The organism is Pseudoruegeria aquimaris (assembly GCF_900172235.1).
Lineage (GTDB): Bacteria > Pseudomonadota > Alphaproteobacteria > Rhodobacterales > Rhodobacteraceae > Pseudoruegeria > Pseudoruegeria aquimaris.
Genome location: NZ_FWFQ01000043.1, coordinates 1 through 14,611 on the forward strand (window position 1 = coordinate 1; position 14,611 = coordinate 14,611).

Here is a 14,611-nt window from a genome sequence, read left to right on the forward strand (position 1 = left end):
ACAGCGGCGAGATCACCGCCCATTCCGCATCGCTCACATCGTGTCTGCCCGTCATGCTCACCTCCGTTTCCGAAAGTGAATCATCACACCGCCAAAAACGGAATCCCGTTTATGAGTTCACGACCTAGCGCTGTCCAGACGTATTGCGCGGGCGATCCCATGCCCAGCAGGAAGGTTGCGCCGATCACGCCGGCCGCCGCCCCGGCGTTGATGCCCAGAAGGCCCGGATCCGCGAGCGGGTTGCGGGTCATCCCCTGGATCAGGGCACCCGCGATCCCCAGCCCGGCCCCCGAGAGAAGGGCGCCGGCAAGGCGCGGCAGGCGGAGCCCGCGGATCACGATCTGGTCGGGGTCGGTCGGATCATAGGCCGTCAGGGCGCGCGCCAGATCCGCCCAGGACACGGGACGATACCCCAGCCTGAGCGCCAGCAGGCAGAGCAGGACAAGCACGGCGCAGGATGCCAATAGAACAAGCGCTCGCCGGTCGTCCATGGCGCGATGGTTCAAGATAGCTTCAGCGGTCATCGGAGACCTCCATCGGAAGGATGCCCGCCTCTCGCGACGAGGCGACCTCGGTTGTCGGGTCGCCGTCCATTGCCGCTTCGAGCAGAGGCACCAGGCGGTCCAGCGCGTAGTCGAGACTGAGCGGGCTGGAGTGCGACAGGGCGGCGGAAAGCATGAGATCGGCATAGATCTCGCGCCCTTGGGCGTAGGCGCGCATCGTGTTCCTCAGGGGCAGGTTCCTGAGGCGCTCGACCGAGCCGCCCGCGTCGAGCCAGATCAGGGCATCCACGTCGATGGCGGACAGATCCTCGGGCGGTATGCGCACATAGGTTTGGTTCAGGCTCCCGCGCGCATCGATGGCCTCGGGCACGACGAAGCCGAGATCGCCCAGCAACCGGCCGCGGACATCGCGCGAGGTGTAGGCGCCGGTGCTGCCGGCCCAGACCATCGCGGCAGTGGCGCCCTGCCAGTCGGGATGGGCCGCCCGGATGCGGGCGAAACGGGTCTCGAGCCGCGCGATCTCCGCCTCGGCCCTTTCCAGACGGCCCGTGGCCTCGCCGAGGGTGCGCAGCATCCCCTGCCAGGGGGCGCCATAGGGGCCCCAGTCCGCGCGATGGGCGACGGTGGGTGCGATTTGCGACAGCAGGCGGTATTCATGCGCCGTCATGCCACTCCACTGGCCGACGATGAGGTCGGGCTTCATCGCGGCAATGGCCTCGATATCGATTTCGCCCTGCATGACGATCGGTGCGGCCTGACCGAGCGCCTCCTGCGCCCAGGGCCAGACACCATGGGGGAAATCGCCATACCATTTGCGAAGAGCAACAGGTTTCACCCCCATGGCCAGAAGGAAGTCGTGGCCGATGAAGCTGAGGGAGACGACGCGTTCCGGCGCAGCGGGGATCTCGACCGTGCCGAACGCATGGTCGATGCGTACTGGGAAATCCTGCGCGGAGACAGGGGCGGCCAACAGGCCCAGAAGAAGGAATAGCGGACGTAGCAAGGGGGAACCTCGGAGGGGAGGGGTGGCCCCACTCTCGGGGCCACCCAGCCGGATCAGAAGGTGGAGGTGAGAGTCAGCGCAACGTTGCGCCCTTCGCCGAAGTAGCACGAGCCGCTCTGACAGGTGGTCACATAGCGTTCGTCGGTCAGGTTCGAGACGTTGAGCGCCAGCCGCCAGTTGTCCTGTTCATAGGCGATGGCCGTATCGAACAGCGTGTAGGCTGGCGTCTCCTGGATTCCCACGCCGTCCCAGGCAGCTCCGTTGTAGCGAACGCCGCCGCCGAACTGCCAGCCCCTGAGCCTCTTGGGGGCGTAGTTCACCCAGAGGGACGCAGCGTGCTCGGGAACCTGGGCGATCTCGAAGCCGGCTGCATTCTCTGTGTCGAGATAGGTATACGCGGCCTGAACCGATACATCGCCGAAGCTCTGGTAGGCTTCGAACTCGAAGCCGCGAGAGGACGCTTCGCCGGTCTGGACCTGGAAGCCGGGATTGACGGGATCGGCCACCAGCAGGTTCGATTTGGTCAGATCGAAAACCGCCGCCGAGAGCAGCGTGGCCGTGCCGGCGGGCTGGTATTTGACGCCCAGTTCGATCTGCTCGCCTTCCGTCGGGTCGAAAGCGTTTCCGTTGACGTCGGTGCCGATGGCGTCCTGCTGGAAGCTGGTTGCATAGCTCAGATACGGTGCGAGACCATTGTCGAACAGATACATGACCGCCGCATTGCCCGTCCATTTGCTGTCCTCGGCGGCTGCCGTGGTGGCGCCGAAGCTGCCGTTGGAGGCGCCCGTTTCTATACCGCCATAGCGCAGGCCGAAATCGAAGACCCAGCGGTCGTACGTGGCGCGGTTCTGGGCATAGAGGCCCCATTCGTCCACCGAGGTGCCGGGCGTGTCGGTCACGGTGATCGGGTTGAAACCGGTGTAAACGGGGTTGAACGGATCGATGGGTGCAACCTGGGCTCCGTATCCGAAATCGGAATCATAGGTTCCGCGCGAATAGCTGGCCCCCAGGATGCTCCGCATTTGCACCTCTCCCAGCGCGTATTCGGCGGTGGCATAGGTGTCGAGCGCCAAGGTCTTCAGCTCGTTCTCTGCGCGATAGAAGGTTCGGTTGATCGTGCCGTCTGGGTTGTAGCGCCCGGTGCCGAAATTGTCGAAGGCCCACCAGGCGTGCTGATATTCAGCCTCACCCTCAAGGTAGCGGAAATTGGCGTTCATGCTCCAGACCGGGTTGAACCGGTGCTTGAACATGGCGGTGATACTGCGTTGTTCGGATTCGAACTTGTCGAATTCCGGTTCGCCGACGAATAGGCTGTTGGGTAGGTAGTCGCCATTGCCGAAACCCGTCGCCGGCAGCAGCGTGCCGTAGATCGAGGCGAACTGGATCAGCGGGCTACGGTCTGACTTCTGGTAATTGGCAAGGACCGTCAGTTCGGTGGCCTCGGACGGGCGCCAGGTGATCGACGGGGCCAAGGCCAGCACGTCGTCCTGCGAATGGTCAACCTGGGTTTCCGAGTCGCGAGCAACGCCGACGAAGCGGTAGCGCAGCGTGCCGCTCTCGTTCAGGTCGCCGCTGACATCCAGCGCGCCCTGCACGCGGTCGAAGGATCCGACCTGAAGCTGCCACAGGTTCGGCGCGTCCTGAGCCGCGGTCTTTGACGTGGTGTTGACCACCCCGCCCACAGAGCCGCTGCCATACAGGCCCGAGGCAGGCCCGCGCAGAACCGAGACGCTGTTCAACATGAACGGTTCCGGCGTGGTATCGTTGTAGTAGCCGTAGCGTGCGGGCAGGCCATCGTGCAGCGTGGTGGGGCTGAAGCCACGCACCAGCGACCAGTCCGACCGGGCGTCGACACCCCATTGACCGGCAGTCACCCCGACCGTGTATTTCAGTGCATCCTCGACCGTACGCGCGCCGCGCTGTTGGATTTGCTGTTCGGTAAACACACTGACCGAACGCGGTGTTTCGGCGATGGGATCGCCTGTTTTCATGATCGTGCCGGAGTTCGTTGCGACCGACTCTCCGAAGAAGCCGTCGGACGTTTGACCCTCGATGGTGATCTGTTCAAGTTCGATGATTTCTTGCGCCAGGGCTGGCATAGCCGCAACCAGGGCGCAGACCGACACAGCGGCGCGCGTAAAGAACATGTCCCGTTCCCGTTTTCTTTTTTGGGATTTCGCCTGGCGACGCGCTGGGTGACCGGGGCGGGGTAAAGGATCTCTTTACCGTAGTCAACTAAAATAGTCAGGTATTTGAGCGGCGAGACCCCGTTGTCGTTCCTGTCGCACGCGGCAACGACGAGCTCGGTTGGTACCTTGCTGGTCGCCGAAGGCGTGGTGCAGGCCGACGGCCCTCGCCCCGACGCGAGGCTGACCTTTCCGGCAGAGACAGCAACTTTGAAGCTGGTGACCCCGGCAGGATTCGAACCTGCAACCTGCCCCTTAGGAGGGGGCTGCTCTATCCAGTTGAGCCACGGGGCCGCTGCGCACGTAGTGTCACAAAGCGATCCCCGGTGTAAACCAGGCGTGCGCACATCCGTGCATCTTCGCAATGCGAATTTCCGGGGATGACGGGGGTGCGGGCTGGGGTAAGCTGGGGCGGCAATTCAGACGCGGGAGGCAGCGATGCGATCGTTCGAAGAGATCCTCGCCATTTCGGCGGAACGCCACGGTGGGGTCGAGGCCGTCATGGCGCAGGTGCAGCCGCCCAAGCCGGCGGAGGAACTGGCCGCGATCGGTGATGACAGGTGGCTGGCGCAGATGACGAAATCCATCTTCCAGGCCGGGTTCAACTGGAAGGTCATCGAAACCAAGTGGCCGGGCTTCGAAGAGGCCTTTCGCGGGTTCGATCCCGGCGCCTGTTCGATGATGGACGACGCATGGTTCGACAGCCTGCTCACCAACACCGCGATCGTGCGCAACGGCACCAAGATCCGCTCTGTGCAGGAGAACGCCGCTTTCCTCGTGGATCTCGCGCGCGCGCATGGTTCCGCAGCGCGCTGTTTCGCCGAATGGCCGTCGGAGGATTACATCGGGCTTCTGGCCCTGATCAAGAAGGAGGGGTCGCGGCTGGGCGGCACATCGGGCCAATACATGCTGCGGATGATGGGGAAGGACAGTTTCATCCTGTCCCGTGACGTGGTGGCCCGGCTGATCGCCGAGGGCGTGATCGACAAGCCGCCGGCCTCGAAGAAGGCCATGGCCGCTGTGCAGGCGGCCTTCAACACGTGGCGGGCGGAAAGCGGCCGTTCGCTGACGGAAATCAGCCGGGTTCTGGCGATGAGCTGCGGCTAGGGCGCGGGCCGCGCCTTCAGCGTTTGAGGGTTTCGCCGTATTGGATTTTCGGCGTGAGTTCGACGCGTTTGCCGTATTCGCTTTCCTGCCCGGAGGTGCGGTCGGCGATGATCCTTGCGGCGATGGCGCCGATCTCCGTCCGGCAGGCGTCCATGGTGGCGAGCTGCTGGGGCAGACCGTCCAGCAGTTCGACGCCGTTGAACCCGGCAAGGCCGATCTGACCGGGAATATCGATTCCCTGCTCGCGCAGGTAGAGAAGCCCGCCTGCGCCGATCATGTCGTTGGAAAAATAAAGGAAATCGAGATCCGGTGAGCGTTCGAGCATGGCCTGCGTCATCTCGCGGCCTTTCTTCAGCGCGGAGCCGCCGGAGTAGAACTCCTGATCCTCGATCTCGCAGCCGGCCTTGGCGAGGGCCTCGGTAAACCCTTCGAAGCGTTTGCGGGCGCGGTGGTCCAGCGGCATCTTGGTGCCGAGGAATCCGATGTGCTCATAACCGGCCTTCAGGATGGCCTGGGCCATCATGCGCCCGGCGCGGCGGTGGGAAATGCCCACGGCGGTGTCGATGGGCTCACCATCCACGTCCATGATTTCCACCACCGGGATGCCGGCGTTGCGCAGCATCGCGCGCGAGGCCTCGGTGTGCTCCAGCCCGGCCACGATCACCCCGGAGGGACGCCAGGAAAGCATCTCGTAGAGCACTTTCTCTTCCTGCTCGGGCACGTAGTTCGTCAGCCCGACCACGGGCTGCAACTCGGTGTCCTCCAACTCGGCGCTGATCGAGGACATCACCTCGGGAAACACCATGTTGGACATGGAGGGAATCACCACCGCGACAAGATTCACCCGCTTGGAGGCCAGCGCCCCGGCGATCTTGTTGGGCACGTAGCCCAGCCGCTTGGCGGCATCGAGGACTTTCTTGCGGGTCTCCTTGGAAACGTCCCCGCGGTTCCGCAGCACGCGGGAGACGGTCATCTCGCTCACGCCGGAGGCTTCGGAAACGTCCCGCAGGGTCAGGGATCGGGTGGTCTCGGGCGTATCACCGTTCTTCAAGTTGTTCGTGCTCCCTCGCAACGCGCGCCCCTCATTGTTAGCGCCAAATAAGACCTTGTCCAAGCGCTTGTCGCATGGTATGTTAACGCTAACAGATAATCCGGCGCGTCCTGCAAGCTCTCTTTCTCTCGACGCTGACGGATCTCAAGGGGGAGCGGTGGGCCAAAAACGCTCCCCCTTACTTTTCCGAAACCAGGTTGCGCGCGCTTTCGAGGCGGCTCAAATCATGCGGATCACGTCCTTGTCGATCGCCAGCAGGTAGCCACGCTTGGCGATCGTCTTCACCAGAAGCTCGCTCACGATCTGGTTGCCCAGCGCATCGCGCAGGCGCTTGATGCGGGTCGCCCCGGCGGCCTCGTCGCAATCCGATTCAGCTTTCCCTGAGATCATGGCTTCGATCTGCGCCCCGCTCAGCACGTCCTCGTCGAGCCGGGCTTCGGCGAGGATTCCGAGCGTCTCGATGGCGGCGGCGGTGAGCTTGAACTCCATGTTGTTCAGGTAGACGGTATTCTCCTCCCGGCTGATGAGCAGGGAGTTCACCTGAATGCCGGAGCGCTCGATTTCGCCCATGCGCCGGTTCAGGACGAGCAGCGCGAAGAGAAAGATCACGGTGGCCACCAGCATCGTCGCCGCGAAGACCAGCAGCACGAAAATCACCATACGGTAGGAACTCAGGGTGTCCGAAAAGGCGGTGCCGGATTGCGCGAGGATTTCCAGCAGCTTGATTTCGGCCCCCGAGGTCAGATCGTCGTTCTCGACGAAAATGCGCTCGACCCGCTCGTTGAATGCATTGGCGCTGGGCAGGGTCAGCACCAGGAAGACCGCGGCGGCGGCCAGCAGAATCACGACGGCGCCCACGCCGAGGGTGAGCACCTTCGTGGCGGAGCGGCGCAGGTCAGTAGCGGAGGTAGAAGTCACCGGCATTCTCCCGTTTGGCCTCGAGTCCCGAGTCGTCGAACACGGAGATCACATTGAGCAGGCTCCAGCCGTTCTTGGAAAGCCGTTTGCGCAACACGTCCGCGGCCTGATCCTTGGAGCAGGCCTTCTCGGGGATCTTGGCCACACCATAGTGCAGGCGCAGGGGCGAATCCTGCTTGGCCTTGTAGTCGGCATAGCAGGCGGCGCCGGCCGGCGTGGCCAGCAGCAGCGCGAGGGAGAGGGTGAGCATGTGTTTCATGCCTCCCAGATGGCGCAATCGCCGCTTGTTATGCAATGACATTCCGATGTTATCCCCTAACAACCTGCTGATATTGTTTGTCTTTCCGAGTCTGCCGCAGTTTGGGCCCACAGGCCGCACGGCCCAAGCCCAAACAGCAGGAAACCGACCATGAACAAGATCTTCATCACCCTGATCGCCATTGCAACGCTGATCGTTACCTCTTTCAACGCCACCCAGGCCAGGGCGGCGGATTCCGATGACATCGCCAAGATCCTTCTCGGCGCCACGGCCCTGTTCGTGATCGGCAGCGCCATTTCCGAAGCCAACGAAGCGCCGCGGCGCAAGGTCGAGCGCCCGGGCCCGTCGGCGCACCCCTACACGCCCTACCGCGATCAGCCGCGGTGGAAGCCGGGCAAGGGCGCCGCGAAACTGCCGGGCCGCTGCCTTCAGACCTTCCGCGGGAAAGACGGCACCTACCGTGGCTACTCCCGCTGGTGTCTGCGCCAGAACTACCGCTACGAAGCCCAGCTTCCGCGCAAATGCCTGAACAAGGTCCACACCTTCAAGGACGGCAAGCGCAACGTCTATGAGCCGAGCTGCCTGCGCCGCCACGGTTTCTGGCACCAGGCCGCCCGCAACTGAGTCGGCTGATCGAGCAGCCCGGCGCTCCGGCAGAGAGCGCGAGGGGAGGGGCATCGCCCTTCCCCTTTTTCGATTGCGGATCCCGGTGCGGGCGGGCTTAACAGGGGGCATGACAAAGATGCTGCCCGACTTTTCCTTTGAGGAGGCCGCCATCGCGCGCGGTCATCGCGCCGTTGCCGGCGTGGACGAGGTGGGCCGTGGCCCGCTCTGCGGCCCGGTGACGGCCGCGGCCGTGATCCTCGATCCCGCGGCGCTTCCGGCCGGCCTGAACGATTCGAAGAAGCTGTCGGAACGCCGGCGGTTGGCGCTCTACGAGGAGATCCTCGCAACCGCCGTGGTGTCGGTGGCCCACGCAAGCGTGGAAGAGATCGACAGGCTCAACATCCTGCACGCCTCCATGCTGGCCATGCGCCGCGCGGTAGAGGGGCTTTCGGTGCGGGCGGACCACCTTCTGATCGACGGCAACCGCATTCCCGACGGGCTGGAGGCCTCGGCTGAAGCCGTCGTGAAGGGCGACGCGCGCGCGCTGTCGATCGCGGCGGCCTCCGTCGTGGCCAAAACGGTGCGCGATCGCATCATGGTGGATTTGGCGCAACAGCATCCGGGCTACGGCTGGGAGCGCAACGCGGGGTACGGAACCAAGCAACATCTGGCGGCTTTGGAAAAACTTGGCTTGACCCCACATCATAGGCGTTCGTTCAAACCCATCCACAATATCTTGTATCAAGGCTAAATCGTAAGTTGCTGTTTTAAAAAAGAATTTGACGAAGAATCCCCAGTGTCTCATCTTTATCCACAATAACTAGGCGCCAAAAGAGCGCCATCTATCGAGGCAGTAAAAAAAGAGCGCCATCTATCGAGGCAGTAAAAGATGAAAACACGTGCAAAAGGGGCTCTCGAGCTCCCTTTAAATCAGATATTGTCCGGGGATTGCATCGAGGTGATGAACAGTCTGCCGGAAGAGTCCGTCGATCTGATTTTCGCTGACCCCCCCTACAATCTCCAGCTCAAGGGCGAGCTGCACCGACCCGACAACTCGAAGGTCGATGCGGTGGACGACCACTGGGACCAGTTCGATTCCTTTGCGGCTTACGATGCCTTCACCCGTGCCTGGCTGGCGGCCGCGCGCCGCGTTCTCAAGCCAAACGGCGCGATCTGGGTGATCGGCTCCTACCACAACATCTTCCGCGTTGGCGCGTCGCTGCAGGACGCCGGCTTCTGGATCCTGAACGACGTCGTCTGGCGCAAGTCCAACCCGATGCCGAACTTCCGCGGCAAGCGTCTGACCAACGCCCATGAGACGATGATCTGGGCCGCGAAGGACGAAAAGAGCAAGGCGACCTTCAACTACGAGGCGCTCAAGGCGCTGAACGAGGGCGTGCAGATGCGCAGCGACTGGGTGCTCCCGATCTGCAACGGCCACGAGCGGCTGAAGGATGCCAACGGCGATAAGGCCCATCCGACGCAGAAACCCGAGAGCCTGCTGCACCGCGTGCTTGTGGGCGCGACGAACCCGGGCGACGTGGTGCTCGATCCGTTCTTCGGAACCGGCACCACCGGCGCCGTGGCCAAGAAGCTCGGCCGTGATTTCATCGGCATCGAGCGGGAAGAGGCCTATCGCAAGATCGCCGAGAAGCGGATCGCCAAGGTGCGCCGCTACGATGCGGAAAGCCTTCAGGTCTCCACCTCCAAGCGCGCCCAGCCCCGTGTGCCCTTCGGCACGCTGGTGGAGCGTGGCCTGCTTGCACCCGGCGACGAACTGCAGAGCATGAACGGCCGCTACAGCGCCAAGGTGCGTGCCGATGGCACTCTCGCGGCCAACAAGACCAGTGGCTCGATCCACCAGGTCGGCGCCGCGCTCGAAGGGGCGCCCAGCTGCAACGGCTGGACGTATTGGTGCTACAAGCAGGATGGCAAGACCGTTCCGATCGACAATCTGCGCCAGCAGATCCGCGCGGAGATGGGCGATAGGGCCAACTGATCCACACACAACAATCAAGTTACCGCCGGTGCCTGTGGCCTGACGCAGGGCGCCTACTTCCCCGCCGTGTCTCACGGCGGGGCTTTTTGGTTTCGGCGGCAGGCCGAGCGGCCGCACGGGCGGGCGCGGCGGGGCGTGGCCGGCGGCGCTTCTACCTCGGCAGCGGGTTGGTGCCGGCCTTGTAGGCGGACCAGTCCTCGATCTCGGGGTAATACTGCCGCCGCCAGGCCCGGACTTTCGGGTTCATGTAGCGCCGCCACGCCGGGGGTATCATGGCGAGCGCCGTCATCACCGGATAGCCGAAGGGCAGTTGCGGGGCTTCCTCGGCGCTGTAGGTCTGCAGCAGCGGGAACCGCCGGTTCGGCTTGTAGTGATGATCGGAATGGCGTTGCAGGTTGATGAGCAGCCAGTTGGAGGCCTTCTGGGCGGCGTTCCAGCTGTGGTGCGGGCGAACGTGCTCGTATTTGCCGTCGCCCAGGTGTTTGCGGGTCAGCCCGTAGTGTTCGACGTAGTTCACCAGTTCCAACTGCCAGATCGCGACGAAGGCCTGAAGGCAGAACAGCCCGAGCCCCGCCCAGCCGCCGACGAGGAAGGCCAGCAGCAGGAAGCCGGCCTGAAGCAGCGCATAGCGCAGGAACGGATTGCTCGGATGGAAGGGCGGCAGGCCCTTGCGCGCCAGCATCGCGGCCTCGGCCTTCCAGGCCGACTGCGGGCATTGGCGCAGCACGCGCGGAAAGAAGCGATGGAAGCCTTCGTTGTAGCGCGCGGTAACGGGATCGCGCGGGGTGCCGACGTAGCGGTGATGCACCAGCAGGTGCTCCGAGCGGAAATGGCTGTAGAGCACGGTGCCCAGCAGCAGATCCGCCATCCACCGCTCCAGCGCCGGTTTCTGGTGCATCAGCTCGTGGGAGTAGTTGATGCCGATGGTGCCGGAGATCACCCCGACGCCGAAGAACAGCACCAGCGTTTCCAGCGTGGACAGGTGATCGCTGTGTGTCACCCACCAGATCATCCCGTAGATCACGCAGAACTGGATGGGAAACCAGATGATCGTGATGAAGCGATACCAGAAGAGATCTTCCTCGGGCGTTTCGAGATCGGCGTTTTCTTCGTTCAGGCCGGTCAGCGCGTCCAGAAGCGAGAAACCGATCCAGCCATAGACCGGCAGGAGCACCACCCAGAGCCCGCCCTGCACCGCGCCGAGGATGGCAAGGGGCACCACGGTCAGCGAGACCCAGAACGGCAGGGTATTGTGCCAACGCCGGATCTGTTCTGCAGTCAGCATGGATATACGCTCCTGTGTTCAGCCCGAGGCCGTGGGCGCCGGCCGCACGGCAAGATCATGGGCTTTTCGCATGGCGGTTGGCATATCGGAGGGCGAAAACGCGGATTTTTCAAGGAAATATCCACGCTCGGGCACCGTGCCTTGGGGCAGATCCGCCACGAGGACGCGCAGGACGAGGTGGAAATGCGTGAAAGTGTGGCGCACCTCTCCGGGCAGTTCCCGCCAGTCGCCCGCAGCAGGGGGGAGCGCCTTGGGCGCGGCGCCTTCCTGCCAATCGCTTCCGGGCCAGCCCAGCGTGCCGCCCAGAAGCCCCTTGTCCGGCCGCCGCTCCACCAGCACCGCCCCGTCCGACCGGCGACCGATGAAGATCATGCCGTGGCGGGTAGGCTTCGCCTTGCGCGGCGATTTTCGGGGCAATTCAGCTTGAACAGTGTCTTTTCTTGCTCGGCAGGCTTCGCGCCAGGGGCAGATGCCGCAGGCCGGATTGCGGGGCGTGCAGATCGTTGCGCCGAGGTCCATCACGGCCTGTGCGTAGTCGCCGGGGCGCTGGGCGGGCGTCAGGGAGCGCGCCAGCGCCGTGAGTTCCGGCTTCGCGGCCGGCAGCGGCGTCTCCACGCGGAAGATGCGGCTCATGACCCGCTCCACGTTTCCGTCCACCACCACCTCGGGCAGATCGAAGGCGATGGCCGCGATGGCGCCGGCGGTGTAGGGGCCGATGCCGGGCAGGGAGAGCAGCGCCGCGTGGTCGGCCGGGAAGCGGCCGCCGTATTCCTCGGTGACGACGCGGGCGCATTTCAGCAGGTTGCGGGCGCGGGCGTAATAGCCCAGCCCCGCCCATTCGGCCATGACCTGCTCGTCCGGTGCAGCCGCCAAGGCCTCGACCGTGGGCCAGAGGGCGGTGAACCGGGTGAAATAGTCTCTGACTGCGGCCACGGTCGTCTGTTGCAGCATGATCTCCGACAGCCACACCCGGTAGGGATCCGGCGCCACGCCGGCCTTGCGGTCCGAGGGCGAGACCCGCCAGGGAAGCACGCGGGCGTGGGCGTCATACCAGGCCAGGAGGCTTGCGGCCTCTGCGGTTTCACACAATGTTTATTGCCCTCTCATTTCTATTTCGCTGGTGCCCGCTCAGGCCCGCGTTAAGATAACGTCGAGGAGTCGAAAAGACAGATGGCAAAACAGGCAGGCACACCGGAAAGCAAGCCGATGGCTCGACGCATGCGCGGCTTCGAGCGCACCTCGGGCCTGTTGCAGCCGCATATCCGGAAGGCCACCGAGGCCCGCGGTTTCGCGGTTGCAAGGCTGCTGACCCATTGGGAAGAGATCGTCGGCGAGGACATCGCCGCCATGGCCCGGCCCGTGAAGGTGGGATACGGGCGCGGCGGCTTCGGCGCCACCCTCACCGTCCTGACCACCGGCGCGCAGGCGCCGATGCTGCAGGCCCAGCTTCCCCGCATCATCGAGAAGGTGAATGCCTGCTACGGCTATGCAGCGATCTCGCGCATCCACATCACCCAGACGGCGCCCACCGGCTTCGCCGAAGGGCAGGTCGCCTTCAAGCCGGCGCCCAGGGCGACCCCGAGAAAACCCACCCCGCAGGCCTGCGCCGTGGCGCAGGAGACGACGCGGGAGGTGGGCGATGAAGGCCTGCGGGCCGCGCTGGAGCGGCTGGGGGCCAACATCATCACCCGAAACACGAGAAACTGAAGAGGCATGAAAATGCAACGCAAGCTCGCACTGGCCGCCGCCGCCGTGGCCCTTCTGACCGCAGGTGCGGCCTGGGTCACGTCCAACACGCAGCAAACCGCAGCGGGCTTCAGCGCCCCCTTCGCCGCGGCCAACGCGCAGGAAACGCAGGCGCCTGAGATCGTCGAGATGGTGCTCGGGGAAGAGGACGCGCCGATCACGGTGATCGAATATGCCTCCTACACCTGCCCGCACTGCGCCAATTTCCACAAGGCCGTCTATCCGCAACTGAAGAAGAACTACATCGACACCGGGAAGGTGAAATTCATCTACCGTGAAGTCTATTTCGACCGCTTCGGCCTGTGGGCGTCGATGGTTGCGCGTTGTGGCGGCGAGATGCGCTTCTTCGGGATCACCGACCTGATCTACGCGGGCCAGAAGGAATGGACGTCTTCCGGTGATCCGGCGACGATCGCACAGAACCTGCGCAAGATCGGCCTGACGGCGGGCATCCCCGAGGGTCAGCTCGATGCCTGCATGCAGGATGCCGACATGGCGCAGGCGCTGGTTGGGTGGTTCGAGGAAAACGCGAAGGCCGATGACATCAACTCCACGCCGTCCTTCATCATCGACGGCAAGAAGGTTTCCAACATGAACTACGCCGATTTCTCCGCCCTTCTGGACGAGAAACTCGGCGAATGAGCGCCGCGCCTCTCGCGGGGCTGAAGGTCGTCGAACTGGCACGCATCCTGGCTGGCCCATGGGCCGGCCAGACGCTGGCCGATCTGGGCGCCGAGGTCATCAAGGTCGAAAGCCCCGACGGGGATGACACCCGGCAGTGGGGCCCCCCGTTCATCGAGCGCGAAGGCGATACCTCCGCGGCCTATTTCCACGGATGCAACCGGGGCAAGGCCTCGATCGTGGTGGATTTCCGCACGCCCGAGGGGCAGGCGCGGGTCCGGGAGTTGGTGGCGGGCGCCGATATCCTGATCGAGAATTTCAAGGTCGGCGGGCTGGCGAAATACGGGCTCGACTACGAGAGCTTGAAGGCGGTGAACCCGGGGCTGATCTACTGTTCGATCACGGGTTTCGGGCAGGATGGCCCCTACGCGCATCGCGCGGGCTACGACTACATCATCCAGGGCATGAGCGGGCTGATGTCCATCACCGGGGAGCCCGCGGGGCAGCCCCAGAAGGTCGGCGTGGCGGTGACCGACGTGTTCACCGGCATCTACGCCGTGACGGGCATCCTCGCCGCGCTGCACCAGCGCAGCCAGACGGGGAGGGGCCAGCAGATCGACATGGCGCTTCTGGATGTCGCGACGGCGATCACCGCCAACCAGGCGATGAACTACCTCGCCACGGGCAAGGCGCCCGCGCGCATGGGCAATGCCCACCCGAATCTCGCGCCCTACCAGGTGTTCGACTGTTCTGACGGATTCATCATCATCGCCGTCGGCAACGACGGGCAGTTCCGGCGCTTCACTGCGCTTCTGGGCTGCGCGGAGCTTGCGAGCGATGAAAGATTCGTCACGAATCCGGCCCGAGTCGCCAATCGCGGCGCCCTGACCGCCGCGCTTCAGGCCCGGATAGTGGGGTGGACGAAGGCGGAGCTTCTGGCGGCCTGCGAAGATCAGGGCGTGCCCGCGGGGCCGATCAACGACCTGGCGGAGGTCTTTGCCGATCCCCAGGTGCAGCATCGCGAGATGCGGGTCGATCTGGAGGGCGTGCCTTCGGTGCGCACTCCGATCCGGTTTTCCGACGCGGAGCTTTCATTGCGACGCCCGGCACCGAAGCTCGGTGAGGATGATCCCCTCTAGGTCGTGGACTCATAATGTCTGATCCAGAGCCTTGAGCAAGCGAGGTGAAGTGCGGCGAGGAAGTTTGCTGCGGTTTTGAAGTATCGCGTTGCGATGCCGCGGAAGTGTTTGAGACGATTGAAGAACCGTTCGACCTTGTTGCGTTCGCGGTAGAGGTCTCGGTCGACGGTCCTGACCACGCGGACGTT

Annotated in this window: 16 protein-coding genes and 1 tRNA gene; 7 read left to right on the forward strand and 10 right to left on the reverse strand. The window is 64.1% G+C overall.

Going from position 1 to position 14,611, the window contains the following annotated elements; all coding sequences use genetic code 11:
* Positions 1–83 precede the first annotated feature (83 nt).
* From PSA7680_RS19105 to PSA7680_RS17805, 4 genes are all read right to left on the reverse strand, one after another.
* Positions 84–524 (reverse strand): iron chelate uptake ABC transporter family permease subunit, encoded by a 441-nt coding sequence (locus PSA7680_RS19105; RefSeq protein WP_275936549.1) that lies wholly within the window; start codon positions 522–524, stop codon positions 84–86.
* A complete protein-coding gene (locus PSA7680_RS17795) occupies positions 514–1,506 on the reverse strand; it encodes an iron-siderophore ABC transporter substrate-binding protein (protein WP_085870022.1) in 993 nt (330 codons plus the stop codon). The genes PSA7680_RS19105 and PSA7680_RS17795 overlap by 11 nt, the downstream gene beginning before the upstream one ends.
* 53 nt (positions 1,507–1,559) lie before the next feature.
* A complete protein-coding gene (locus PSA7680_RS17800) occupies positions 1,560–3,653 on the reverse strand; it encodes a TonB-dependent siderophore receptor (RefSeq protein ID WP_176244181.1) in 2,094 nt (697 codons plus the stop codon).
* A gap of 256 nt (positions 3,654–3,909) precedes the next feature.
* Positions 3,910–3,986, reverse strand: a tRNA-Arg gene (locus PSA7680_RS17805).
* Positions 3,987–4,130: 144 nt separating this feature from the next.
* Here PSA7680_RS17805 and PSA7680_RS17810 point away from each other — a divergent pair.
* The gene (locus PSA7680_RS17810) at positions 4,131–4,799 is read left to right on the forward strand and encodes a DNA-3-methyladenine glycosylase I (protein WP_085870023.1); all 669 of its coding nucleotides are present in this window, start codon (positions 4,131–4,133) and stop codon (positions 4,797–4,799) included.
* Positions 4,800–4,815: 16 nt separating this feature from the next.
* On the opposite strand, the gene PSA7680_RS17815 is transcribed toward PSA7680_RS17810, so the two are convergent.
* The 3 genes from PSA7680_RS17815 to PSA7680_RS17825 form a co-directional block, all read right to left on the reverse strand.
* A complete protein-coding gene (locus tag PSA7680_RS17815; RefSeq protein WP_085870024.1) occupies positions 4,816–5,850 on the reverse strand; it encodes a LacI family DNA-binding transcriptional regulator in 1,035 nt (344 codons plus the stop codon).
* A 219-nt stretch (positions 5,851–6,069) separates the two neighbouring features.
* Complete coding sequence (locus PSA7680_RS17820) at positions 6,070–6,774, reverse strand: winged helix-turn-helix domain-containing protein (protein ID WP_085870025.1); 705 nt, start codon at positions 6,772–6,774, stop codon at positions 6,070–6,072.
* Positions 6,746–7,027, reverse strand: a complete 282-nt coding sequence (locus PSA7680_RS17825) for a hypothetical protein (protein WP_085870026.1) — start codon at positions 7,025–7,027, stop codon at positions 6,746–6,748. Before PSA7680_RS17825 ends, PSA7680_RS17820 begins: the two co-directional genes overlap by 29 nt.
* 150 nt (positions 7,028–7,177) lie before the next feature.
* Here PSA7680_RS17825 and PSA7680_RS17830 point away from each other — a divergent pair, with 150 nt between their 5' ends.
* The 3 genes from PSA7680_RS17830 (at position 7,178) to PSA7680_RS17840 (ending at position 9,632) form a co-directional block, all read left to right on the forward strand.
* Complete coding sequence (locus PSA7680_RS17830) at positions 7,178–7,651, forward strand: hypothetical protein (protein ID WP_085870027.1); 474 nt, start codon at positions 7,178–7,180, stop codon at positions 7,649–7,651.
* A gap of 109 nt (positions 7,652–7,760) precedes the next feature.
* Positions 7,761–8,384 (forward strand): ribonuclease HII, encoded by a 624-nt coding sequence (gene rnhB / locus PSA7680_RS17835; protein WP_085870028.1) that lies wholly within the window; start codon positions 7,761–7,763, stop codon positions 8,382–8,384.
* A gap of 138 nt (positions 8,385–8,522) precedes the next feature.
* On the forward strand, positions 8,523–9,632 hold the full coding sequence (locus tag PSA7680_RS17840; RefSeq protein ID WP_085870029.1) for a site-specific DNA-methyltransferase: 1,110 nt from the start codon (positions 8,523–8,525) through the stop codon (positions 9,630–9,632).
* Positions 9,633–9,783: 151 nt separating this feature from the next.
* On the opposite strand, the gene PSA7680_RS17845 is transcribed toward PSA7680_RS17840, so the two are convergent.
* Complete coding sequence (locus PSA7680_RS17845) at positions 9,784–10,917, reverse strand: alkane 1-monooxygenase (RefSeq protein WP_085870030.1); 1,134 nt, start codon at positions 10,915–10,917, stop codon at positions 9,784–9,786.
* Between the two features lie 18 nt (positions 10,918–10,935).
* Positions 10,936–12,006, reverse strand: a complete 1,071-nt coding sequence (gene mutY / locus PSA7680_RS17850; protein WP_085870031.1) for an A/G-specific adenine glycosylase — start codon at positions 12,004–12,006, stop codon at positions 10,936–10,938.
* A gap of 117 nt (positions 12,007–12,123) precedes the next feature.
* On the opposite strand from mutY, the gene PSA7680_RS17855 reads away from it, so the two are divergent.
* The 3 genes from PSA7680_RS17855 to PSA7680_RS17865 are packed head-to-tail and all read left to right on the forward strand — an operon-like array spanning position 12,124 to position 14,423.
* Entirely contained in the window at positions 12,124–12,624 is a 501-nt protein-coding gene (locus tag PSA7680_RS17855; RefSeq protein ID WP_085870032.1) for a DUF721 domain-containing protein, read from the forward strand.
* 12 nt (positions 12,625–12,636) lie between these two features.
* Positions 12,637–13,305 carry a DsbA family protein gene (locus tag PSA7680_RS17860; RefSeq protein WP_085870035.1) on the forward strand — a complete coding sequence of 223 codons (669 nt, stop codon included), beginning with the start codon at positions 12,637–12,639 and terminating at the stop codon, positions 13,303–13,305.
* The gene (locus PSA7680_RS17865; protein WP_085870033.1) at positions 13,302–14,423 is read left to right on the forward strand and encodes a CaiB/BaiF CoA transferase family protein; all 1,122 of its coding nucleotides are present in this window, start codon (positions 13,302–13,304) and stop codon (positions 14,421–14,423) included. Before PSA7680_RS17860 ends, PSA7680_RS17865 begins: the two co-directional genes overlap by 4 nt.
* Here PSA7680_RS17865 and PSA7680_RS17870 read toward each other — a convergent pair.
* A partial coding sequence (locus PSA7680_RS17870) for a transposase (protein ID WP_217808310.1) occupies positions 14,420–14,611 on the reverse strand: 192 nt, incomplete at its 5' end. The two genes, PSA7680_RS17865 and PSA7680_RS17870, sit on opposite strands and share 4 nt — an antisense overlap.